General features: G+C 57.7%; 21 protein-coding genes and 2 tRNA genes. 19 read left to right on the top strand and 4 right to left on the bottom strand.

Translation table 11 applies throughout. The annotated features are described in order from the left end of the window. Positions 1 to 215 precede the first annotated feature (215 nt). The 5 genes from G6N80_RS08610 to G6N80_RS08590 all read left to right on the top strand — a co-directional run bounded on the left by G6N80_RS08610 (position 216) and on the right by G6N80_RS08590 (position 7566). Complete coding sequence (locus G6N80_RS08610; RefSeq protein WP_062555285.1) at positions 216 to 2009, top strand: acyl-CoA dehydrogenase C-terminal domain-containing protein; 1794 nt, start codon at positions 216 to 218, stop codon at positions 2007 to 2009. Between the two features lie 125 nt (positions 2010 to 2134). Then, on the top strand, positions 2135 to 3343 hold the full coding sequence (locus G6N80_RS08605) for an acetyl-CoA C-acetyltransferase (protein WP_062555286.1): 1209 nt from the start codon (positions 2135 to 2137) through the stop codon (positions 3341 to 3343). A gap of 14 nt (positions 3344 to 3357) precedes the next feature. After that, positions 3358 to 5571, top strand: coding sequence for a 3-hydroxyacyl-CoA dehydrogenase NAD-binding domain-containing protein (locus tag G6N80_RS08600; protein ID WP_062555287.1), 2214 nt, complete (start codon positions 3358 to 3360; stop codon positions 5569 to 5571). Positions 5572 to 5811: 240 nt separating this feature from the next. Then, positions 5812 to 6306, top strand: coding sequence for a hypothetical protein (locus tag G6N80_RS08595; protein ID WP_062555288.1), 495 nt, complete (start codon positions 5812 to 5814; stop codon positions 6304 to 6306). 126 nt (positions 6307 to 6432) lie between these two features. Then, a complete protein-coding gene (locus G6N80_RS08590) occupies positions 6433 to 7566 on the top strand; it encodes a sensor histidine kinase (RefSeq protein WP_062555289.1) in 1134 nt (377 codons plus the stop codon). A gap of 55 nt (positions 7567 to 7621) precedes the next feature. Here G6N80_RS08590 and G6N80_RS08585 read toward each other — a convergent pair whose 3' ends face one another. Together G6N80_RS08585 and G6N80_RS08580 are read right to left on the bottom strand one after the other, a co-directional pair. After that, entirely contained in the window at positions 7622 to 8833 is a 1212-nt protein-coding gene (locus G6N80_RS08585) for an OpgC family protein (protein WP_062555290.1), read from the bottom strand. 175 nt (positions 8834 to 9008) lie between these two features. Next, positions 9009 to 12512 carry a PAS domain-containing hybrid sensor histidine kinase/response regulator gene (locus G6N80_RS08580; RefSeq protein ID WP_062555291.1) on the bottom strand — a complete coding sequence of 1168 codons (3504 nt, stop codon included), beginning with the start codon at positions 12510 to 12512 and terminating at the stop codon, positions 9009 to 9011. 199 nt (positions 12513 to 12711) lie between these two features. Here G6N80_RS08580 and mscL point away from each other — a divergent pair, with 199 nt between their 5' ends. The 3 genes from mscL (at position 12712) to galE (ending at position 15593) form a co-directional block, all read left to right on the top strand. Beyond that, positions 12712 to 13137: a large conductance mechanosensitive channel protein MscL gene (gene mscL / locus G6N80_RS08575; protein WP_062555292.1), complete on the top strand. Its 426-nt coding sequence runs from the start codon at positions 12712 to 12714 to the stop codon at positions 13135 to 13137. A gap of 99 nt (positions 13138 to 13236) precedes the next feature. Next, entirely contained in the window at positions 13237 to 14403 is a 1167-nt protein-coding gene (locus tag G6N80_RS08570) for a pyridoxal phosphate-dependent aminotransferase (protein WP_165133059.1), read from the top strand. A gap of 158 nt (positions 14404 to 14561) precedes the next feature. Further along, positions 14562 to 15593: a UDP-glucose 4-epimerase GalE gene (galE, locus tag G6N80_RS08565; RefSeq protein WP_165133056.1), complete on the top strand. Its 1032-nt coding sequence runs from the start codon at positions 14562 to 14564 to the stop codon at positions 15591 to 15593. Between the two features lie 19 nt (positions 15594 to 15612). Here galE and G6N80_RS08560 read toward each other — a convergent pair whose 3' ends face one another. Then, entirely contained in the window at positions 15613 to 16083 is a 471-nt protein-coding gene (locus tag G6N80_RS08560; RefSeq protein ID WP_062555294.1) for a chemotaxis protein CheW, read from the bottom strand. Between the two features lie 215 nt (positions 16084 to 16298). After that, positions 16299 to 16373, bottom strand: a tRNA-Thr gene (locus tag G6N80_RS08555). 152 nt (positions 16374 to 16525) lie between these two features. Here G6N80_RS08555 and G6N80_RS08550 point away from each other — a divergent pair. The 11 genes from G6N80_RS08550 (at position 16526) to G6N80_RS08500 (ending at position 23833) form a co-directional block, all read left to right on the top strand. After that, on the top strand, positions 16526 to 16726 hold the full coding sequence (locus G6N80_RS08550; RefSeq protein WP_165133053.1) for a hypothetical protein: 201 nt from the start codon (positions 16526 to 16528) through the stop codon (positions 16724 to 16726). Between the two features lie 234 nt (positions 16727 to 16960). Continuing rightward, the gene (gene murA / locus G6N80_RS08545; RefSeq protein ID WP_165133050.1) at positions 16961 to 18253 is read left to right on the top strand and encodes a UDP-N-acetylglucosamine 1-carboxyvinyltransferase; all 1293 of its coding nucleotides are present in this window, start codon (positions 16961 to 16963) and stop codon (positions 18251 to 18253) included. A 105-nt stretch (positions 18254 to 18358) separates the two neighbouring features. Continuing rightward, positions 18359 to 18793, top strand: a complete 435-nt coding sequence (locus G6N80_RS08540; RefSeq protein WP_062555493.1) for a DUF2948 family protein — start codon at positions 18359 to 18361, stop codon at positions 18791 to 18793. A 45-nt stretch (positions 18794 to 18838) separates the two neighbouring features. Then, positions 18839 to 20134, top strand: coding sequence for a histidinol dehydrogenase (gene hisD / locus G6N80_RS08535; protein WP_165133019.1), 1296 nt, complete (start codon positions 18839 to 18841; stop codon positions 20132 to 20134). 6 nt (positions 20135 to 20140) lie between these two features. Continuing rightward, a complete protein-coding gene (locus G6N80_RS08530; protein ID WP_062555320.1) occupies positions 20141 to 20614 on the top strand; it encodes a UPF0262 family protein in 474 nt (157 codons plus the stop codon). Positions 20615 to 20616: 2 nt separating this feature from the next. Beyond that, a complete protein-coding gene (locus G6N80_RS08525; RefSeq protein WP_062555321.1) occupies positions 20617 to 21093 on the top strand; it encodes an arsenate-mycothiol transferase ArsC in 477 nt (158 codons plus the stop codon). Positions 21094 to 21244: 151 nt separating this feature from the next. After that, positions 21245 to 21463 (top strand): translation initiation factor IF-1, encoded by a 219-nt coding sequence (gene infA, locus G6N80_RS08520; RefSeq protein ID WP_007759621.1) that lies wholly within the window; start codon positions 21245 to 21247, stop codon positions 21461 to 21463. A gap of 48 nt (positions 21464 to 21511) precedes the next feature. Next, entirely contained in the window at positions 21512 to 22132 is a 621-nt protein-coding gene (locus G6N80_RS08515; RefSeq protein WP_062555322.1) for a Maf-like protein, read from the top strand. A 1-nt stretch (position 22133) separates the two neighbouring features. After that, on the top strand, positions 22134 to 22343 hold the full coding sequence (gene yacG, locus G6N80_RS08510) for a DNA gyrase inhibitor YacG (RefSeq protein ID WP_165133016.1): 210 nt from the start codon (positions 22134 to 22136) through the stop codon (positions 22341 to 22343). Positions 22344 to 22538: 195 nt separating this feature from the next. Further along, a tRNA-Phe gene (locus tag G6N80_RS08505) sits at positions 22539 to 22614 on the top strand. A gap of 121 nt (positions 22615 to 22735) precedes the next feature. Further along, entirely contained in the window at positions 22736 to 23833 is a 1098-nt protein-coding gene (locus G6N80_RS08500; RefSeq protein ID WP_062555324.1) for a DUF4214 domain-containing protein, read from the top strand. The last annotated feature ends 9 nt before the right edge of the window (positions 23834 to 23842 follow it).

The following is a 23842-nucleotide window of genomic DNA, read 5'->3' as shown; positions in this document are numbered from 1 at the left end:
GATCGACAGCGCTCGTCTGTCGCGAATCAGGCAATATGCGTTGGAGGCAGCGCGGGAGGCTGCGCAACCGCAAGGAGCCGTCGATCCAGGGCAAACCTCTGTCGAAGATTTTATCGCGCCGAGACACATTGCTGGATTGACGTTTACGCGCACGTCAATATTTTAGGAGCACAAATGCCGGTCAAGTCCGGCCGCTGATCTGGAGGAGTTCGCGAATGCCTGTCTTCAAGGCCCCTGTCGCCGATACACTGTTTATCCTGAATGACGTGCTCGGCATCGAGCGCTACAACAATCTACCGGGTTTTGCCGATGCGACCCCGGAAATGATCGACGCGATTGCGAGTGAAGCAGCCAAGCTTTCCGAGGAAGTGCTGTTTCCGGTCAACTATTCTGGCGACCAGGAAGGTTGTGTGCGTGCCGACGATGGCACGGTAAAGACCCCGAAGGGCTTCAAGCAGGCCTATGACGCCTATTGCGAAGGCGGCTGGATCGGTCTGGCCGTGCCGGAAGAGTTCGGCGGGCAGGGATTGCCCTATACGCTGCATGCGGCGGTTGGCGAATATACCTCCGCTGCCAACATGTCGCTCATGATGTATCCGGGCCTGACGCAAGGCGCGATTGCCGCAATCCTCGTTCACGGCAATGACGAGCAGAAGCAGACCTATCTGCCGAAGATGGTGGAGGGCAAATGGTCCGGTACCATGAACCTCACCGAACCCCATTGCGGCACCGATCTCGGCCTGCTGCGCACCAAGGCCGTGCCAAATGGCGATGGCACCTACAAGATATCCGGCCAGAAGATTTTCATCTCCGCTGGCGAACACGACATGACGGACAATATCGTCCATCTGGTTCTCGCCCGTATCGAAGGCGCACCTGCTGGCACCAAGGGTATTTCGCTGTTCATTGTGCCGAAGTACATCGTCAAGGAAGATGGCTCGCTCGGAGAGCGCAACAAGGTCGTCTGCGGTGCCATCGAGCACAAGATGGGTATTCACGGCAACGCCACCTGCGTAATGAATTATGACGAGGCGACCGGCTATCTCATCGGGGCGGAGAACAAGGGCCTCAACGCCATGTTCGTGATGATGAACGAAGCGCGTCTGGGCGTTGGCCTTCAGGGGCTGGCGATTTCCGAAATCGCCTATCAGAACGCCGTCGCCTACGCCAAGGACCGCATTCAGGGACGTTCGCTCTCCGGCCCCAAGGCTCCGGAAAAGGCTGCCGATCCGATTATCGTTCATCCGGATATTCGCCGGACCCTGATGACGATCAAGTCGTTCAACGAGGCCGGCCGCGCCTTCATGCTGTGGACCGCGCTGAAGTCGGACATTGCCCATCGTTCGTCTGACGCCAAGGAACGTCAGGATGCCGACGATCTGCTGGGTCTTGCCACGCCGATCCTGAAGGGCGTGCTGACCGACAAGGGCTTCGATCACGCCGTGATGGCGCAGCAGGTCTATGGCGGCCATGGCTACATCGAAGAATGGGGCATGAGCCAGTATGTGCGCGACGCCCGTATCGCCATGATCTACGAGGGCGCCAACGGCATCCAGGCGCTCGATCTGGTTGGCCGCAAGCTCGCCCTGAATGGTGGTCGCGCTGTGATGGCAGCCTTCAAGGAAATCGGCGATTTCTGCGAGGAAAACCGCTCGAACGAGGCGATGGCGCCCTACACCAAGGCCCTGAAAAAGGGCTTGAACGACCTGCAGGCCTCCACCATGTGGTTCATGCAGAACGCCATGGCAAAGCCCGATAACGCGGGTGCCGGATCGACGGACTACATGCACCTCTTCGGTCTGGTGATGCTGGGCTATATGTGGGCGAAGATGGCCAAGTCTGCGCAGGATCTTCTGGCCGCGGGCGATGAGCGCACGGATTTCCTCAACGCCAAGCTCGTTACCGCCCGGTTCTACATGGACAAGATCATGCCGGAAACGGCCCTGCGCAAGGTTCGTATCGAAGCAGGCAGCGACACGCTGATGGAACTGGCCGCCGAAGCGTTCTAAGCTCGCGACCGGCAAGATGCGCTCTCCCCGTTGCGGGGAGGGCAGCTTCAATAATGCTCCATAGGCCATGACCCCCTGTCATGGCAAAAAATGACAGGCGCCCGAGCGCCCAAGGGAGAGAGACAATGACCGAAGTCTATATCTATGACCATGTGCGCACCCCGCGTGGCCGTGGCAAGAAGGACGGTTCGCTGCATGAAGTGCCGTCCGTCCGTCTGGCAGCCAAGACACTGGAAGCCATTCGTGACCGAAACGGCCTGGACACTGCCAATGTCGACGACATCATCATGGGTTGCGTCGATCCAGTCATGGATGCTGGCGCCGTTATCCCGAAGGCTGCGGCATTCGAGGCTGGCTACTCGACCAAGGCTCCCGGCATGCAGATCTCGCGCTTTTGCGCGTCCGGTCTCGATGCTGTGAACTTTGCCGCTGGAAAAGTGGCAGCAGGCTCGGATGACATCGTTATCGCCGGTGGCGTTGAAAGCATGTCGCGTGTTGGCATGGGCATGTCCGGCGGTAGCTGGTACATGGACCCCTCGGTCAACTTTCCCGGCTATTTCATGCCGCAGGGCGTATCTGCCGATCTGATCGCCACCAAATACGGCTTCTCCCGCGATGACGTCGATGCCTATGCGGTGGAAAGCCAGAAGCGCGCCGCGCACGCCTGGGAGCAGGGCTATTTCAAGAATTCCGTCATCCCCGTGAAGGATCAGAACGGACTCATCATTCTGGATCGTGACGAGCACATGCGTCCCGGCACCGATATGCAGGCGCTGGCTTCGCTGAACGCATCCTTCCAGATGCCGGGCGAAATGGGTGGCTTCGAGGCGGTTGGTCTGCAGGCCCACCCCGAAGTCGAGCGGATCAATTACGTTCACCATGCGGGCAACTCTTCCGGGATCGTTGATGGCGCCGCCGCCGTTCTTGTCGGCTCGAAGGCTGGTGGCCAGACGATGGGCTTGAAGCCGCGCGCGCGCATCCGTGCCTTCGCCAATATCGGTTCCGATCCGGCTCTCATGCTGACCGGTCCGGTCGATGTGACCGAGAAGCTTCTGAAAAAGACCGGCATGTCGATTTCCGATATCGACCTTTTCGAACTGAACGAAGCCTTCGCCGCCGTCGTGCTGCGTTATCTTCAGGCTTTCGAGATCGATCACGCCAAGATGAACGTCAATGGCGGTGCGATCGCCATGGGTCATCCGCTGGGCGCGACCGGTGCGATGATCCTTGGCACGGTTCTGGATGAGCTGGAGCGCCGCGATCTGAACACCGCGCTAGTCACCCTCTGCATCGGTGCAGGTATGGGTACGGCAACGGTTATCGAACGCGTTTGAGAGGGGGAACGGCCATGACTTACAAGAATTTCACCATCGAAACCGATGCAGATGGCATTGCTCTCATCACCTGGGACATGCCGGACAAGAGCATGAACGTGTTCACCGAAGAGGTGATGAACGAAATTGATGCCATCGTCGATCAGGTGGTTGCCGATGCCGCAGTCAAAGGCGTTGTCTTCACCTCCGGCAAGTCGACCTTTTCGGGCGGCGCAGACCTCACCATGATCCGCAGCATGTTCAGCCTTCTTCAGGAGGAACAGGCAAAGAACCCGGATACGGCGATGCAAAAGCTGTTCGACGTTGCAGGCCGCATGAACTGGCTGTGGCGCAAGATCGAAACCTGCGGCAAGCCGTGGGTCTCGGCTATCAACGGCGTCTGCATGGGCGGCGCATTCGAACTGTCGCTCGCCTGCCATGGCCGCGTGGCGTCCAATGCCAAGTCGGTCAAGCTGGCGCTGCCGGAAGTCAAGGTCGGCATCTTCCCCGGTGCCGGTGGCACGCAGCGCGTCGCGCGTCTTGCCAACACGCAGGATGCGCTTCAGATGATGACGACCGGCCAGACTTTGACGCCGCAGCGCGCCAAGGCCATGAACCTCGTGCATCAGGTGGTAGAGCCCGATCAGCTGATCCCGGCGGCCAAGCAGATGATCAAGGATGGCCTGAAGCCGGTTGCCCCTTGGGATGAAAAGGGCTTCAAGGTTCCCGGCGGTGGCATCTGGACGCCTGCCGCAGCCCAGCTCTGGCCAGCCGCTCCGGCGATCCTGCGTCGCGAAACCGCGGGCAACTATCCGGGTGCTCTCGCCATCCTGAAGTGCGTTTATGAAGGCCTGCAGGTTCCCTTCGACACGGGCCTGAAGATCGAACAGCGCTATTTCACGCAGGTGCTGCGCTCCACCGAAGCCTTCTCGATGATCCGCTCGCTTTTCATTTCCATGCAGGAACTGGGCAAGGGTGCCCGTCGTCCGGCAGGCGTGGAAAAGAAGAAGCTCGAAAAGATCGGCGTCGTCGGCGCTGGCTTCATGGGCGCTTCCATCGCCTATGTGTCGGCTGCGGCTGGTATTGCCGTCTCGCTGATCGACCGCGATGACGAGGCAGCAGCCAAGGGCAAGGCCGTTTCCGAAAAGCTGGTGGCCGATAGCGTCGCAAAGGGCCGTATGTCGAAGGAAGATGGCGAAAAGCTGCTTTCCCTCATCACGCCCACGGCTGACTATTCCACGCTTTCGGATGTCTCGCTTGTCGTGGAGGCGGTGTTCGAAGATCGTCAGGTCAAGAAGGACGTGATCGAGAAGGTTGAGGCCGTGCTGCCGGAAACGGCAATCTTCGCCTCGAATACGTCGACACTGCCGATTACGGGTCTGGCGAAGAATTCGAAGCGTCCGAAGCAGTTCATCGGCGTCCACTTCTTCTCGCCGGTCGAGAAGATGATGTTGACGGAAGTCATCGTCGGGGAAGAAACCGGTGACGAGGCGCTTGCTGTTGCTCTGGATTACGTATCGCAGATCAAGAAGACGCCCATCGTCGTCAACGATACGCGTGGCTTCTACGTCAACCGCTGCGTCTTCCGCTACATCAACGAAGCCTATGACATGCTGATCGAGGGTGTTCCGGCAACGATGATCGAAAACGCCGCCAAGATGGCTGGCATGCCGGTTGGCCCGCTGTCTCTCAACGACGAAGTGGCTGTCGATCTTTCCCAGAAGATCATGAAGGCCTCGATTGCGGATCTCGGCGAAGCATCGGTGAAGCCGGAGCATATGGCGCTGGTCAACAAGCTCGTGGATGATCTCGATCGCCGCGGTCGCAAGAACGGCAAGGGCTTTTACGAATACCCCGCCAAGCCTGCGAAGAAGTTCCTGTGGCCGGGCCTGAAGGATCTCTACAGCCAAAAGCATGCCTCCGAAGTGGATGTAAATGTGCTGAAGCAGCGCCTGTTGGTCACCATCGCGCTTGAGGCTGCGCGCACGGTGGAAGAGGGCATCGTGACCGATCCGCGTGAGGCAGACGTGGGCTCCATTCTCGGCTTCGGTTTTGCCCCTTATACCGGCGGTACCCTGTCCTATATCGACGGTATGGGCGTGAAGACTTTCGTTGCTCTCTGCGAGAAGCTTGCCGCTCAATATGGCGATCACTTCAAGCCGACGCCGCTGCTGCTCGATATGGCCGCCAAGGGCGAGACCTTCTACACGCGCTTCAACCCTTATGGAGCCGAACAAAAGGCTGCGTAATACTAGCGACAGTCGTCTTGCGAATAGGCCTCCTCGTGGGGCCTATTTTTTTGCCCAGGTTGTAGTTACGCTGAAATTGATACTTAATCGCAAATAGCGTTTCTATGGATATTTGTTGATCTTGAAGAAATTGTTCATCTTGCTGACAGCATCGATGTTATAGCAATAAGACGAACGAGCATCATCGGCACCAAGAGGTTCTCGTCCCCGCCAGTTATATTTCCACGAAGGAACCATCCCGTGAAGAAGCTTTTCGCTGCTGCCGCTGTGGCCGCTCTGTTGTTCCCTGCTGCTTCGTTCGCCGAGACGCTCGCTTTCCCAAGCGACAAGCCTGTTGCCAGCATTACCATTCCTGATAGCTGGAACCCGGAAGAAACAGACACCGGTATCCAGGCAACCTCTTCGGATGAAGCAATCTATCTCGCAATCGACGTAGCGGACGCGGCAGATGCAGGCAAGGTGGTCGATGAGGCCATCAAGTTCCTGGACAAGAACGGCGTCAAGGTCGATGAATCCACCCAGAAGCAGTCTGAAGACACCATCAACGGCATGAAGATGATGAACTTCGATTGGTCGGGCAAGGACAAGGACGGTCCGGTCAACATCGGTCTGTCCGTTCTCGCGCCGTCTGCAAACAAGGTTCTTCTCATCACCTACTGGGGCACCAAGGGCGAGCAGGAAAAGCATGCGCAGGATCTGATCGGTATCATTTCTTCGCTGAAGCCAGCCAAGTAATCGATGATCGATTGATAGTGAAGTCTCTCCCCTCTGCCTTGCGGCGGAGGGGTTTTTCTTTGGGATGCCGCTTACGCCCATCCTTAAAATCGGATACATGACAGAGGGTGACAGCAGGAAGCGTAAATGAGTAATCTTGCCGACGAGCAGTATGGTCCTGACCCATCGTCCTTGCCTGTAACGGACGACCCCAATCTGCGCTTTGCTGCCAGGGATGGCCGTTTGGTGCGATTGCTGTCACAGCTTCCAGCCTTCCGTTCCACTCTGAAAACGCCGGAACCGAGAGAAATTGCGATTGCCTATGTGGCATCCCTAGTCATCGAGGCAGTCGCTGTCTGGGCGCGTTTCGCGGTGGATTCCTATCTGCCCGCAGGTTTCCCTTACCTCACATTTTTCCCGGCAGTGATCCTGACTGGTTTTGTCTTTGGAATGCTGCCGGCCATATTGAATGCTTGCATCTCGGCTTTCGTAGCCTGGTACTTTTTCATTCCGCCAATTGAAAGTTTTGGCTTGAATGCCCAGTCCTTCACCGCGCTGGCATTCTTCTTTCTTGTCATAGCGATTGACCTGGGTCTTCTGCGGCTCCTGCTATCGGCCTATGCTGAACAACAGCGAGCCAAGGAGGATCTGACCCGGCACCTGCAGATGCAGCAATTGATCTCCGATGAAGTTGATCATCGGCTCAAGAACCTCTTGGCTACAACAAGTGGCCTCATCACGCTTTCGCAACGCTACGCTACAACTCCGCAGGAACTGGGTACGCAATTGAGAAAGCGCATTCAGGCCATGGGGCATTCGATCTCGCTGTTGCGCGGTTCTCTTTCCGGCGAGACGACATCAATGCGGGATACGATCCTCTCTGCAGTGGAGCCGCTCGGCCTGACCTCTGGCGATCGACTGTCGCTAGAGGGGCCAACCCTCAAGCTCAATGCTTCTTCCATTATTTCGCTGAGCCTCATCCTGCATGAACTTGGTACCAACGCCTTCAAATATGGAGCGTTGGCGCAGGAGAGGGGTTCGATCAAGGTCAGCTGGGAGTTTTGTGAGGCTCCGAAACAGGCAGACCGTGAAGAGCGCTGGCTGCAATTGATCTGGGAAGAGCAGGGGGCAACCGGGGTTGAAGCTCCCACGCGTAGTGGCTTTGGCACGGACCTGGTGCGACGGCTTGCAACGGGTTTTGGTGCTCCCTGTACCCTCGACTATCGTCCGGAGGGGCTGCGCGCAGTCTTTCCGATGCGAAGAGACTCAGTGCTTGCGTGATAACAGGAAAAGGCGGCATTCGCCGCCTTGACCAGTTTCGCAGGGTTCGCGGCGGTCAGGCCTTCTTGCCAGCTGCGACCTTCACAGGCGCCGTAGAGCCGCCCATCGGAAGCCATTTGTCGCGCTCGCGCCAGAGCGCAGGTATTGCCAGGAGTCCGATGCACGAGAAGGCGATAGCCGTTTTCGTCAGTTCGGACAGTTCCGGTGTACGACCGTCGAAATAGTAGACGGCATAGACGATACCGACATGCCAGACGTAGACATAAAGCGAGTGACGTCCGAGCAACTGCAGAAATTTCAGCGACAGAACCCAGATGATGCCATTCGCGATGCGGCGTACCCACAGGGCCGGATGCTTGGGTCCGGCAATGATCATCCATGTCATCAGCGTGGCAGCCGCGACAAAGTTGATCAGATAGACTGGGCCGAAATCAGCACGAATTTCCATTGTCGCGAACTTGGCCACGAGGTCGCCTGGCATCAGGCCATGGGCGGTCATGATGCGAAGCGGCAGGAAGAAGGCGCAGATCAGCACGCAGATCGTCGGGATGAACGTATTCTTCGGAGAGAAGATGCCCGTCCAGTTGATCTTGTTCAGAGACGTCATGGCGCCGAGAACAAGACCGGAATAGAAGACGATCTGCCAGCCAAACAGGTTGAAGGACGCGCGGATGCCCTGTTCATCAGGACGCAGGAAAAATTCGTTGATCGGGCCTGTCACCAGCTTCTGCAGGCCGAGCTGTCCGGCCATCCACAGGATGAGCGAACCAGCCATCACATGGGCCCACTTGCCGTCGATAACGAGCTTCACCAGCATCGGCGCAAACAGCATGTAGATGATGTATTGCGGCAGGATATCCATGAAGGTCGGCTGGAACACGAAGGTGGCGATTGCCGCAAGGCGTAGCGGGTCGTCGAATGTCGTGTAGCCTAGCCAGTTGTACCAGACATAGTAAGCGCCGGGCAGGAACATTTGTGCTGCCAGCACGCAGATTACGATCCCCATCGCATACCGATAGAGCTCGAAAGCGCGTGAATAGATCGCCTGACGTCCAGCTGCATAGCCGTTCTTGACCATCTTTCGCACGTAGACCATGCCGATCAAAAGACCAGATAGAAAGACAAAGCCTTGCGCGTCTTCCACGAAGGCCAACTGGTTGTGATTGATGTTCACCAGCCAATAGCCGCCGGCGAATACGAGGTGATTGATCAGCATGAAGACGAGGAAATATCCTCGCATTCCATCGATGAGATCATAGCGTTTCATCGTTCGCATTCTCCTTGGGCGGCACTGATCGCTTTTGCAATCGGTCCGGTGGGCCTCTTCGGGCTGGATGATGAGGCTCTTAACGCACACTCGGTGGAGCGGTTCCCCGGTGCGGCGTCTATTGTGATTTGGAGATTGTCACAAGTGTCTCATGAACCGTGAGTGAATGTCACGTTCACTCTGCAGCAGCTCGGCGCAAGCCGGCGATCTGCGTGATATACGCGCGCAACGCGGCAGGCTTCACAGGCTTGTGCTGAAGACCAAGACCATATTTTTCGGCTTCTGCGCGCACTTCCGGGGTTCGATCCGCGGTGATCACCAGTCCAGGAACGGCAGCCCCCAGGAGCTTTCGCAGCGTCAGGATTGCATCAATTCCTGTCTCGTCGTCGAGATGATAATCCGCAATCACGATATCGGGAGGGGAACTGCGGTCCGGATACAGTGTGTCCAGATCCGAGACGCTTTTGGCGGTCAGCACTGTACATCCCCAGCCGGACAACAGGAGCTGCATTCCTTCCAGAATACGAGGTTCGTTGTCGATGCAGAGGATTCGCAAACCAGACAACGGCTGTGCCGCGACACGAGATACGGCATCTTTGCGTGGCTTTGCCAGGGTCACCAGTTCACGCGGCATTCTGACCCGAAAGATGGTGCCACGCCCGGGTGTCGATGCGAGCTCGACCGGATGCGACAGCACTCGGGAAATTCGATCGACGATGGAAAGTCCAAGACCGAGGCCGGTCGCTGTTCTTGCACCTTCGTCCAGCCGGGTGAACTCCTTGAACACGGTTTTGAACTTCGAGGAAGGAATGCCGATGCCGGAATCGACGACATCGATGACGACCTCGTTTCCGCGCCGACGGGCACCCACGAGAACCTTGCCGCTGACCGTGTATTTGATCGCATTGGAAACGAGGTTCTGGACGAGGCGCCGCAAAAGATTTGGATCAGTTCGTACCGAAAGGCTGGTAGGCAGAACCTTGAACTTCAGGTTCTTCTCTCGCGCGATCGGTGCAAAGTCCGTTTCGATTTTCTGGAAAAGCTCGCCAAGAGCAACCGTCGCCATTCGCGGCTTCATGGCACCCGTATCCAGTCTCGAGATGTCGAGGACAGCGCCAAGAATACTTTCGACGGACTCCAGCGCTGAGTCGATGTTTCGAACCATCTGGCTGTTTTCCGATTCGCCCAGTCTTTCGACAAGCGAGGAGGAGTAGAGGCGCGCGGCATTGAGCGGCTGCAAGATGTCATGGCCAGCCGCCGCAAAGAAGCGCGTCTTGCCGAGATTGGCTTCGTCGGCGGCAGCTCTGGCCTCGGCCAGCGCGCGATTCACGCGCGTGAGTTCTGCCGTACGCTCCTCCACGCGCTGCTCCAGCGTTTCATTTGCCTGCTTCAGGGCCTGCGCTGCGGCAACCCGTTCCGTCATATCCGTGAAGGTCGCAACGATGCCGTGGTCGGGCATCGTGTTCGAGCGCACTTCGATAATGCGCTCTCCGCCTCGCAATACCAGCGAGAACGGCATGTCGAGCGTCTTGATCCGTGCAATCACCGTATCGACATCGTCACCGGCGATGTGGCCGCGCTCAGCCAGAATGTCGATGATGTCCCGCAGAGGATATCCCACCTGTCCTACCTGTTCCGGCAGGTCCAGCAGAATCCGGAAGCGACGATTCCAGATCGCCAGCTTGTCGGAACTGTCGAAGACGGCAACACCTTGATCCATCTGCGAGAGAGCAGTCTGAAGAATGTCCTGATTGTATTGCAGCGCTTCGGACGCCTGATCCAGCAGCCATGCCGTATCGGCATTCGCGTCTTCCGCCTTCTGCATCAGAATGGAAAGAACCAGTCTTGCGGAAGAGGAGCCGATCGCGCTTCCCAGAAGCTGCTCCGAAAAATGGATCAAGGCCATATCGGCAGCCGTGTCGTCCGATAGCTTGCGCCCAAGCGTGTTCTCGTAGTTGGCAAATGAGCGCCGCATACGCTCGTTACCGAGATAGCGCGCAATCGCCGCCTTCAGATCTCCCACGCTGACGCGTGTCTTCCAGCCTCGTGTCGCAAACTGCGAGCGCGACTGACGCTTGACGAATATGCCCGCCTGGATCCGCTCGACGGGTCGTGGATTGCGCGACAAGGAACCGACGACGAAGGCAAGACAGTTGATCAGCAGGCTGAGCACGACGCCATTGACCAGCGGATCGGAATGCGAGCCGGAGAACAGGTTGGTTCCGGGGACAAGAAAATTGAGGATGGTGGCCGCAAGCTGCGAGTTGTCCGTTCCTCCCAGGCTCGGCAGGAACAGAAGGTAGGCCCAGGCCAGAAAGCCCAGTGACATTCCAACGATCGCACCCCGAGCATTTGCTCGTCGCCAGAACAGGCCGCCAAGCAGGGAGGGCGCAATCTGTGCCGTTGCGGCAAAGGCCAGCAGACCGATGGAAGCCAGACCCGTCTCGCTGTCTCCCGCCCGATAATAGGCATAACCTAGTAGAAGGACGGCGAAGATGGCGGTCCGGCGTATGCGCAAGAGCGGTTTGGCGAAATCCGCCCGGTCGTCGCTTGATACCATCAGCTTTCGACGCAGGAAGATCGGCAAGACAATATCGTTGGAGATCATGATCGAGAGGGCAACGGACTCGACGATGACCATCGCGGTGGCGGCGCTGAAGCCGCCGATGAAGGCAATCAGGGTAATGATCGGCAGATGGTTGGAGAGTGGCAGCTGCAGGACGTAGAGGTCCATATTGCCCGTGCCGCCGAAAGTAATCAGGCCGCCGATGGCCACAGGCAGCACGAAGATATTGATCGCGATTAGATAGAGTGGCAGCAGCCAGCTGGCGCGCCGCATTTCGCCAGCTGTGCGGTTTTCGACCACCGTGACATGGAACTGTCGCGGCAGCATGATGATGGCAAAGGCGGAAAGTCCAATCAGGAGAAGCCAGCGCGACAGCGGCGTCTCATACTGAAGCGCGGCCTCCACCAGCATGCTTTCCGATGCCTTGTGCCATAGATCCAGTGGCCCATCAAAGATGAGAAAAATCACCGCCAGACCGATGGTGAGAAAAGCAATGAGCTTCACCACCGATTCCATGGCGACGGCCAGGATCAAGCCATCCTGATGTTCTGTCGCATCCGTATGCCGTGTACCGAACATCACTGCGAACACGGCCATCAGCAGAGTAACGACCAGTGCCAGATCGATGAAATGAAGATTGCCGCTGCCAAGGCCGAAGGCGGACGGATCCACCATGGCGGCAACGGAACTCGACACCGCCTTGAGCTGGAGCGCGATGTAGGGGATCGCGCCAATCAGCGAGATGAGTGCGACGAGAAGAGCGACGCCGGAATTCTTGCCATAGCGCGCGGCGATGAAGTCCGCCACCGATGTCAGCTTCTCCGCCTTCGCCAGTTCGACGATGCGGCGAACGAGTGGCATGAGAAGCGTGAAAGCGATGATGGGACCAATATAGATCCCGGTGAATTCGAGGCCCTTCTGAGCTGCCAGTCCAACGCCGCCGAAATAGGTCCAGGATGTACAATAGACTGCAAGGCTCAACGCGTAGACCGCAGGCCGTCCGCCGGAGCGTGTACCCAAGCGTCTGCTCCTGCGGTCACCATAGCTTGCTACGGCAAACAGCAGGAGAATATAGCCGCATGCGGACAGAACGATGATCCAGCCGGGCAGCATTGCACCTCCGCCTTGGCATGACGCCAACCTCTTGAGCGACGATACTAGGCGAAAAGCGGCGGCTTGGAAATGAATGCGACCTTGGCAAAAAGTACTAGACCGGAGATGCTCATCGTCCATTGCACCTTCCCAAGGCGGAAGTCGTCGCTATAGTAGAAACAGCGCATGTCATTGAAAACTGAGGGGAACAGTCATGTCTATGGTTAGCGAATTCCGATCTTTCATCGCCAAGGGCAATGTTGTGGATCTTGCCGTCGGTATTATCATCGGCGGCGCCTTTACCGGCATCGTCAATTCGCTGGTCAATGATGTCGTCATGCCCGTCGTGGGCGTGGTCATCGGAGGCATCGATTTCTCCGATTATTTCTTCGCCCTGAGCTCGACCGTTACGGCGCCGACCCTTGAGGCCGCGAAGGCGCAGGGGCCGGTCTTTGCCTACGGCAAGTTCCTGACCGTGATCATCAACTTCCTCATTCTGGCCTGGATCATCTTCCTGATGGTAAAGGGCGTGAACCGCATCCGTGCGGCCGAGGAAAAGAAGCCGGCGGACGCGACCCCGGCGCCGCCACCGGCCGATGTGCAACTGCTGACCGAGATCCGCGATCTTCTCAAGACCCGCGCCTGATCGCGATCCATCAAATCAATCGAATGTTCGTACACTGAAACGAATGGGATTTTGCTCGCGCTTTCCTTTATGAACATGCAACCGTTGGAGATCGATTGCATGACCTTGAAGGAAAGCCTGAGCGCCCGTGCGCTCGCCGCGCCGCAAAGCGGTATCGTTGAACTGGTGAACTATGCACGAGGACGTCAGGGCCTTATCCCGCTCTGGGCAGGTGAAGGCGATCTGCCAAGCCCCGATTTCATCAATCGTGCCACCAAAGACGCGCTGGACGCCGGGGAAACATTCTACACCTGGCAGCGTGGTCTGCCGGAACTGCGCCAGGCTCTCTCGCGCTACTACCAGCGTCATTTTGGCGTTGAGCGGCCATTCGAACATTTCTTCGCCACCAGTTCAGGCATGCACGCCATCAATCTGTGCGTGCAGGCAGTTGCCTCGCCCGGCGACGAGATCGTCTATCTGACGCCGAGCTGGCCGAACATCGTCGCCGCCGTTGGCATTTCGGGGGCTAATCCGGTGCCGGTCGAGGTGGACTATGTCAACGGTGGCTGGTCGCTGGACGTGACAAAGATTGAAAAGGCGATCACGCCACGCACGAGGGCGCTCTTCATCAATACGCCCTCTAACCCGACGGGCTGGACCGCAACGCAGGACGATCTGCAGGCGATTCTGGCGCTTGCCCGTAAGCATGGGCTCTGGATCATCGCGGATGAGATCTACGCCCTTTATTACTACCATGGTGCTCGCGCGCCGTCCTTCATGGATATACAGGCACCTGAAGACCGCATTCTCTACGCCAATTCCTTTTCCAAGAACTGGTCGATGACCGGCTGGCGTGTCGGCTGGATCGTTGCGCCGCCTGAAATCGGTCAGGTGCTCGAAAATCTGATCCAGTATTCCAGCTCAGGGCTGACACCGTTCATGCAACGCGGAGCCATTGCTGCGCTGGAACAGGGGGATGAATTCGTGCGCTCAAATATCGAACGCGCCCGCACGTCGCGGGATATCCTGTGCGACGCGCTGATCGCAACAAACCGCGTGCAGACCCGCAAGCCCGATGGTGCACTTTATGCGTTTTTGAAGATCGACGGCATCGACGACCCTCGTGCAGCAGCCTTCGACATCGTGGACAAAACGCTTGTGGGGCTTGCGCCGGGAACCGCTTTTGGTCCTGGCGGCGGTGCGTTTCTGCGTGCCTGCTTCCTGCGCGATCCCAAGCAGATCACTGAAGCGGCGGGGCGTCTGGCCGAGTATATCGCCAAGCTCTGAGTGCCTTCATGGCGCAGTTGGGTAAAATTGTAGCGAAACTATAGACGCTTCGTTTTCCACTGCCAGAACAATACCTTACCGTTAAGCTCCGCGGTAAGGTCTCCTGAAGCGGAACATGTTTCCATGCTGCCAGAACAAAATTGGCAGGAGCATCGGACATGGCTGTTCTGGTGACAGGTGGAGCGGGCTACATTGGTAGCCATATGGTTTGGGCATTGCTGGATGCTGGCGAAGAGGTTGTTGTTCTCGATCGCCTCTCCACTGGTTTCCGCTGGGCGGTGCCGGATGCGGCGCGCTTTTATTTCGGGGATGTCGGTGACCGCGAAACCCTGAAACGGGTCTTTGCCGAACACAGCATCGATGCGATCCTGCATTTCGCGGGCTCCATCGTTGTACCTCAGTCTGTCGCCCATCCGCTTGAATATTACGAGAACAACACCTCTAAGACCGGCGTTCTGGCCGCTGCGGCCATCGAGGCTGGCATCAAGCACTTTGTCTTTTCATCGACGGCGGCTGTCTACGGCGACGAGGCCGGCGAGGGCCTGGTGCGGGAAACAAATCCCACCGTGCCGAAGAACCCCTACGGACAGTCCAAGCTGATGTCGGAGATGATGCTACGGGATGCCGCGCGTGCGCATGATTTCCGCTATGTCGTGCTTCGTTATTTCAACGTCGCCGGAGCCGATCCGAAGGGACGCACGGGTCTCTCGACGGAAGGGGCAACGCATCTCATCAAGCTCGCCTGCGAAGCAGCACTTGGTCGGCGGCCCTCGATTGACGTCTACGGTACCGATTATTCGACACCGGATGGCACGGGCGTTCGTGACTACATCCACGTCAGCGATCTGGTTGCCGCGCATCTCAATGCCCTGTCATACCTGCGGCGTGGCGGGGACCCGATCGTCGCCAATTGCGGCTATGGCGAAGGCTATTCCGTGTTGCAGGTTATTGAATCGGTGAAGCGTGTACATGGAACGGACTTCCCGGTTCGCTTCTGTCCACGCCGTCCAGGAGATGCAGGAGCCGTGGTTGCGGATTCCACCCTTGCTCGGCGTTTGCTTGGTTGGAAGCCGAAATACAATTCGCTCGACCGTATTGTCACGACTGCGCTCGAATGGGAATCCAATCTCTGGGCGAGACGCGAGGGCGATCTTGCGGCGATCCACCGCAAGCTTGTGGCAAACTTCTGATCCGGAGCCGAAATTCGGCTCAGGCCACCATGCCCCAATCATCGTCGCCTGCGTCGAACATGCGCTCGAGATTGAGGAAGCAGATCATGCCGCTGTCATGGGCAATGAGACCGTCGGAGAAGGTGCCGCTGGAGCCTGCGGCAGCCGGAACCGGCTGAAGGCGGCTCGACGGGATCGTCATGATATCCGATACGCGGTCAACCAGCAGGCCCACGGTCATGCCCTTGATGTCGGCCACAACGATGGCGCTGCGCTCATTGACCTCGGTATTGTGCATGCCGAGTTTGACGGCCAGATCGACGATCGGGATGACCGTGCCGCGAAGGTTCATCACGCCGATAACTTCATAAGGCGAATGGGGAATCGGCGTCACCGGCGCCCAGCCGCGAATTTCGCGGATAGAGGTGGTGCGCACGCAAAATTCTTGGGAGTGCAGGCGAAACGCAATGATTTCGAGCACTTCTTCGCCGCTCATCTGTACCGTGTTCATGACGTCAACCCCTTGGAATGATCCATGATCGACCCGAATGAGCTCCCGGCGACAGGCTGAGACTTAACCTGTTCAGGTGCAATCCGAATCAGATCGCGTATTCAGCCGAGTATTGTCTGAGAACCTTGATGCTTTGCTAATTTCTGAACACAGAAAGCAGCCAATGATTAACCATCACCCGTTTCGGCAAACTAATTGAGTTTGTCTTGGTAGAATGGTGCTGCAGAGGAGGATTGAACTCCCGACCTCTCCCTTACCAAGGGAGTGCTCTACCACTGAGCTACTGCAGCAGGAGCGCGTCGATGTGTTGCCGCGCTGCAAGTGAGCGGCCTATTGCCATAGCTTGACCGGCAGCGCAAGCCGCAACTTCTACAAATTTGCCAAAACTCATCAAAACCTGTTTCTCTTCAGCAATCCCTCGTGATCGGCTATGGAGTTCTGCATGAGCGACAAGAACGAATCGGACCCTTCAATCGTGCAGCGCCGCCAGCCTACCGAGGCTGAGTTGCGGCGTGCGCGTGCAGCCCAGAAGCTGCGCGAAAATCTGCAACGTCGCAAACAGCAGGCCCGCGCCCGCCGCGATGGAGAGGCCGACCTGACAGATGGACTACCTGCCGCAAAACCGCACCAATCAGACGATTGAATGCCGCGGGCTTGTTACCGAGACGAGCGAAGAATTGAAGGATTTCTCGATTTCGTTTATGCACGCCCCACTTCTATGACTGGATATTCATCCAGACGGACCGGATCAGGAGAGTGGTCTGAGTCGCGACTTGCAGGCAAGATGATTTGGTTTGGATTGGCGGGACGGCCCAAAAGGCGGCCACTGCCAAACCCCGCAACAGGAAAGGCGGACTTCGCTGTCCGTAAAGATTGAATGGATCGCATCAGAATTTCGGGTGGCAATCGGCTGCATGGAATCATCCCCATTTCGGGCGCGAAGAATGCGGCGCTGCCGTTGATGATCGCATCGCTCCTCACAAGCGATACGCTGACGCTCGAAAACGTGCCGCATCTGGCAGATGTCGAAGGTCTGATGCGTATCCTTGGCAACCACGGTGTCGATATTGCCGTGAACGGTCGCCGCGAGCGGCAGGAGGATGGCTATTCCCGCACCATCCATTTCACCTGCCGCACGATTGCAGACACCACAGCACCTTACGAACTCGTGTCGAAGATGCGGGCCAGCTTTTGGGTCATCGGGCCGCTTCTTGCGCGTGAAGGCAAGGCTCGCGTTTCGTTGCCGGGTGGCTGCGCCATCGGAACGCGCCCCGTCGATCTCTTCCTCGAAGGTTTGCAGGCCCTTGGCGCCGACATCGAAATCGACGGTGGTTATGTCAATGCGACAGCGCCGTCCGGTGGGCTCGTCGGTGCAAAGTACACTTTCCCCAAGGTCTCTGTCGGCGCAACCCACGTCATGATGATGGCGGCGACCCTGGCCAAGGGAACCACGATCATCGATAATGCTGCGCGTGAGCCAGAGGTCGAGGATCTTGCAAACTGCCTGAATGCAATGGGCGCAAGAATTACCGGCGCAGGCACCCGGACCATCACGGTCGAGGGTGTGACGAACCTCTCCGGCGCCCGTCACCGCGTGCTGCCCGATCGCATCGAAACCGGAACCTACGCCATGGCCGTTGCCATGACGGGCGGTGATGTGACGCTCGAAGGCACCAGCGCCGCCCTGCTGGAGAATGCGCTGGATGTTCTGCGCCAGACGGGGGCTGAAATCACGGCAACTGAAACTGGCCTGCGCGTGGTACGAAATGGCCACGGCATTCACCCCGTCGATATCGTGACAGAACCTTTCCCCGGCTTCCCGACGGATCTTCAAGCGCAGTTCATGGCGCTGATGACCCGTTCCAGCGGCGTGTCGCACATCACTGAAACCATCTTCGAAAATCGTTTCATGCATGTGCAGGAACTGGCACGTCTGGGCGCCCGTATTTCGCTCTCCGGTCAGATGGCGCGCGTTGAAGGCGTCCAGCGCCTTAAGGGCGCTCCGGTCATGGCAACGGATTTGCGCGCTTCCGTCTCGCTTGTCATTGCAGGTCTGGCAGCCGAAGGTGAAACCATCGTCAACCGCGTCTATCATCTGGACCGCGGCTTCGAGCGGCTGGAAGAAAAGCTCACCCGCTGCGGCGCGGTCGTGGAGCGCGTCAGCGAGTGACAGCTTGCGGCGGTGACGGGTTGTTTCCTGTCGCCGCTCATCCTATCTCCAGAGCCAGATGAACAAGCCGGTTTCGGCGCGATGAAGAGGCTCTCCATGGCAGAGATGACAGAACTGAAACTGCTTGCGCTTGATGATGAAGATCTGCAAATCATCTCGGCCCATATGCAGGATAGTGTGTTCAAGGCATCGGATCTCGAATGGCACGGAAAACGCGGCCATTTCTCTCTGGTGGTAAACCGCTTTGTGTGGGAAAAGGCGGCGCGGGCGAGCGAAGGTTACGAGCGGCGCAAGGCTGCCTTGAGCTTCAAGCGCGTGCAAGCGGTGCGCACTTTGGGTATTGATCGGCGGGACGACCAGGCTGTCTACTCCCTTCTGGCGATACGGTTCTCTCGAAAGGATGAGGGGCCGGATGGCACGATCGAGTTGACCTTGGCGGGTGGCTCTGCGATCAGCCTGGATGTGGAATGTATTGAGGCGCAACTGGCAGATACCGGTGGCGTCTGGGGAACGGAAAACCGGCCGAAGCACGACGCCTGACGGCGGCCTCGCCATTTTCGTTCTGAATGATAGAGGGATGAAACGGTGGCAATCTGGCTGGATCAGACGGCAGGGGACTTTGAAGCGCGGTTCGCGGCATTCTTGACCACGAAGCGCGAAGTTTCTGAAGATGTAAATGCGACCGTGCGGGCGATTGTGGATGATGTCCGCATTCGCGGCGATGAGGCCCTGATCGACTATTCTAGCCGCTTTGATCGCGTCGATCTTAAGCAGGTGGGTTTGCGGGTAACGGACGCAGAGATTGAAGCCGCTTTCGCCGCAGTCGATGATGCCGTCATCGAGGCTCTGAAACTTGCCGCCCATCGGATCGAGAAACATCACGCCCGCCAGATGCCGAAGGACGACATCTACGAGGATGCACTCGGCGTTGGTCTGGGGTCGCGCTGGACCGCCATCGAAGCGGTAGGTCTCTACGTTCCAGGCGGTACGGCAAGCTATCCGAGTTCGGTTCTCATGAACGCGGTTCCCGCGCGCGTGGCCGGTGTCGAGCGTGTCGTCATGGTCTGCCCTGCCTCCGGCGGAGAGATCAACCCCGCCGTTCTGGTTGCCGCCAGGATTGCCGGTGTCTCGGAGATCTATCGCATTGGCGGTGCGCAGGCCGTGGCAGCGCTTGCCTATGGAACGCAATCCATCGCGCCGGTCTACAAGATCGTCGGTCCCGGCAATGCCTATGTCGCCGCAGCAAAGCGGCAGGTCTTCGGCACGGTCGGTATCGATATGATTGCCGGACCTTCGGAGGTGCTGGTGATTGCCGATGGCGAAAACAATCCGGACTGGCTGGCGGCTGATCTTCTGGCCCAGGCCGAGCATGACGCGGGCGCTCAGGCGATCCTCATTACCGATGACAGAGCACTCGGTCTTGCTGTCGAGCAGGCCGTCGAGCGTCAGTTGAAGACGCTTTCCCGCTCCGAAACCGCGGCCCTGAGCTGGCGCGATTTTGGTGCGATTATCCAGGTCCCCGATCTGCAGGCAGCATTGCCGCTCGCCAATCGCATCGCCGCGGAGCATCTGGAGCTTGCCGTTGCCGATCCGGACAGGCTGCTTGCCGGCATCCGCAATGCAGGCGCTATCTTCGTGGGGCGTCATACGCCGGAAGTCATCGGCGACTATGTCGGCGGCTCGAACCATGTTCTGCCGACTGCGCGTTCTGCGCGCTTTTCCTCCGGCCTGTCCGTGCTGGATTTCGTGAAAAGGACCTCCATCCTTCGGCTGGGTCCCGAACAGTTGCGAGAGCTTGGACCGGCCGCCATCACGCTTGCACAATCAGAGGGGCTTGATGCGCACGCCCGTTCGGTTTCTATTCGCCTGAACCAGGGGTGATGATTGATGGCAAATGGGGACTTTCGGCTGTTCGACGTGGTGCTGGACGACAGCATCGGCCGATCGACGCCGGATGTCGAACATGAACGAGCCGTCGCTATCTTTGACCTGATCGAGGAAAACCGATTCGAGCCCGTTGGCCATGCTGGTGGTCCTTACCGACTTCAGCTTTCGCTGATGGATTCCAAACTGGTTTTTTCAATCTCGACTGAAAGCGGGGAGGCGGTTGCCACGCATATCCTTTCGCTGACGCCGCTGCGGCGGATCATCAAGGACTACTTCATGATCTGCGAAAGCTATTATGAAGCCATCCGAAGCTCCACGCCGTCACAGATTGAAGCGATCGATATGGGAAGACGGGGCATTCACAACGAAGGCTCTGAAATCCTGCAAGACCGATTGAAGGGCAAGATCCTCTTGGATTTCGACACGTCGCGGCGTCTGTTCACGCTGGTCTGTGTACTCTATTGGCGGGGGTGAGCATGGAGACCACCGCAGGGTCGAGCCAATCCAAACGCCCGGGCGCAATCCTGTTCATGTGCGGCATGAATGCGATCCGATCTCCCATGGCGGAGGCTATTGCAAAACGTCTCTTGCCTCCCGATATCTATGTCAGATCGGCTGGCGTAAAGGCAGGCGAGGCAGATCCGTTCGTCGATGTCGTACTGGAGGAGATCGGCCTATCGCTGCCCAAACATCCGCCGCAGACGCTGGATGAGCTTGAAGACGATTATTTCGACATCATCGTGACGCTGTCGCCTGAGGCCCATCATCGGGCTCTTGAAGCGACACGAGCCCAGGCAATTGATGTTGAATATTGGCAGACGGCGGATCCGACGCTTGAGACCGGCACCCGTGAGCGCATTCTGGATGCCTATCGCGGGGTGCGCGATGAGCTTTTGAAACGGATCGAGGCGCGTTTCGCCCTGCCACTGCTGCAGGGGCGCCAGACAATCTGAACGGCATCTGACATAAGACCTTGCAAGCTGCGAGATTCGCCTACCTTCGAGGTTCACAAACGTGCGGCGAACGTGTAGTTTCCGCGCAATTTTAAAGCTGCGGCCAAACTGTGGCTGCACATCCAGGACAACACAGGAAGAAAAGCTCTCCATGGCGAAAGAAGAAGTTCTCGAATTTCCGGGCATCGTAACCGAATTGCTGCCGAACGCGACATTCCGCGTGAAGCTGGAAAACGAGCATGAGATCATCGCGCATACGGCAGGTCGTATGCGCAAGAACCGCATCCGCGTTCTGGCCGGTGACAAGGTGCTGGTGGAAATGACCCCCTATGACCTGACCAAGGGTCGCATCACCTATCGCTTCAAGTAAAAAGCGAACCTCTGGGTCTCTACCCGGAAGGCTAGTCCGAGGATCTCCATGCCGCTGGATCAAAAGTTCATTCTCGCCTCGGGTTCTCCCAGGCGCCTTGATCTTCTCAACCAGGTGGGGATCAAGCCATCCCGGCTGATGCCGATGGATATTGATGAGACGCCCAAGAAGTCGGAGCATCCGCGTTCGCTTGCGCGCCGCCTGTCGCTGGAAAAAGCGGAGGCGGCATTTGCAGCCGTGAAGGATGATCTGGCCTGGCGGCAAAGCTATATCCTGTCAGCCGATACGGTCGTGGCCGTTGGCCGCCGCATTCTCGGAAAGACAGAATATATGGATGAGGCTTCGGCGGCACTCCATCTCCTCTCTGGCCGTGGGCACTGGGTTTACACAGGCATTTGCCTGGTGACGCCCGGTGGTCAGTTTCGACAGAAGGTTGTCGAGACGAAGGTGCGCTTCAAGCGGCTGTCGACGCGGGAAATTGAAGCCTACCTCGCGTCCGATCAGTGGCGCGGCAAGGCGGGAGCCTATGCCATCCAGGGCATAGCCGGCAGTTTTGTCCAGAAGCTTGTCGGTTCCTATACGAATGTCGTTGGCTTGCCGCTTTACGAAACAGCCTTGCTGCTGAATGGCGAAGGCTACGAACTGGCTGGATTGTGGCCGGAGAACTGAAATGACCGATACCTCGAAAACGACAGGCGCAAAGGTTGAGCCCTTGCGCAAGGCGCGGCCTTGTCCGGAATGCGGCAAGCCATCGGTTCGCGATCATTACCCCTTCTGCTCGGATCGATGCCGCACGCTCGACCTCTCGCGTTGGCTGAACGGTTCCTATGCCATTCCTGTGGCCGACGATGAAGCAAAGGCGGATGGCGACGAGCGCTGACTGCGATAGGTTACGGCAAAATTACCGAATGAAATCAATTTCTTGGACCAGCGCAGGGACTATTTTTCACAGAAGGTTCAAAAAAGTTGGCAAAGCCGCTTGCCATGTCCGAACAAGATGTTATAACCCCGCTCGCTCCCGGGGGAAACGCCCGGAGGCTTCGAGAGAAGCCTGAAGGTTTGTAAAAACCCAGATGCCCGGATAGCTCAGTTGGTAGAGCAGCGGATTGAAAATCCGCGTGTCGGTGGTTCAAATCCGCCTCCGGGCACCATTAAACTTCATTACTTTGATAAATGGTTCTCTATCGGCCTCGCTTGTATCTTGCGCGGCTAACCGAATGTTGATGACATCCAGATACACTCCGGGCAGGTGTACCGTCCCAGAGTGAGTTCATGGCAAGTCGAGGCTCCTACAGCGATTTTTTTGCGGCTTTGCGCGCACGGGAATCCGGTGGCGACTATTCCGTCGTCAACCGTTTTGGATATGCAGGTGCTTATCAATTCGGCGAAGCCGCGCTGATCGATCTGGGTTACGCGCCCCGCGATTCCAACGTCTACGATAACATCTACAGCAAAGGTTTCCTCGGCAAGAACGGCATCGGCTCGCTGGCTGAGTTCCTACGCAGTCCCGCAGAGCAGGACAAGGCGGCAGGCGCCTGGTTCACGCTGCTCTGGAGCCGTGTGCGCTATTTTGATCTGGAGTTCTACGCCGGTCAGACGTTGAACGGTATTGCGCTCACCAAAACCGGAATGATTGCCGCAACCCATCTTCTGGGCACGCAAAAGCTTATCGATTTCGTCAAGTCCGGGGGCGTTGTTACCTCCAGCGATGCAAACGGGACGACACTGGTGGATTATCTTCGACAGTTCGCCGGATACGACACGCCAGATAGTTTCGTCGATAACCTCGACAAGGCAAACCGCTTTGTTGCCGGTGGTGGCAATGATGTCTTCAATGGTGGAGCAGGCGTCGATACGGTCGTTTATGCACTGAAACGTGCTGATGTGTCTCTTGTTCAGGATGGCGGCGCATGGATGCTGAGCGCCAGCGGCACCGGGCGTGACCAGTTGATCGCCGTTGAGCGTCTCTCCTTCGCGGATGGCACTCTTGCGCTTGATACGGCAGGCAATGCCGGACAGGCCTATCGGCTTTATCAGGCGGCCTTTGATCGAAAGCCGGATATGATTGGTCTAGGTTATTGGATCCAACTGCTGGACGGCGGCAAGACATTGAAGGATGCGGCAACCGGGTTTCTCGCCTCGGCGGAATTCATGTCAGTTTACGGCAGTTCCGTTTCAAACACTGATTATGTCGCAAAGCTTTATCAGAACGTGTTGCATCGGGCAGGCGAAGCGGCTGGCATGGCCTATTGGATTGGCCAGTTGCAAGCCGGTACGACCAAGGCGTCCGTTCTGGCGGATTTCGCCGAGAGCGTCGAAAACGTCGCCAATGTCAGCGCGGATATCAAAGATGGAATCTGGTACGTGTAGCCGATGCCC

The sequence above is a fragment of the Rhizobium rhizoryzae genome, from assembly GCF_011046895.1.
Classification (GTDB): Bacteria; Pseudomonadota; Alphaproteobacteria; order Rhizobiales; family Rhizobiaceae; genus Neorhizobium; species Neorhizobium rhizoryzae.
Note: the sequence above shows the minus strand (reverse complement) of the source record. Positions and strands in the feature narration are given on the sequence as shown.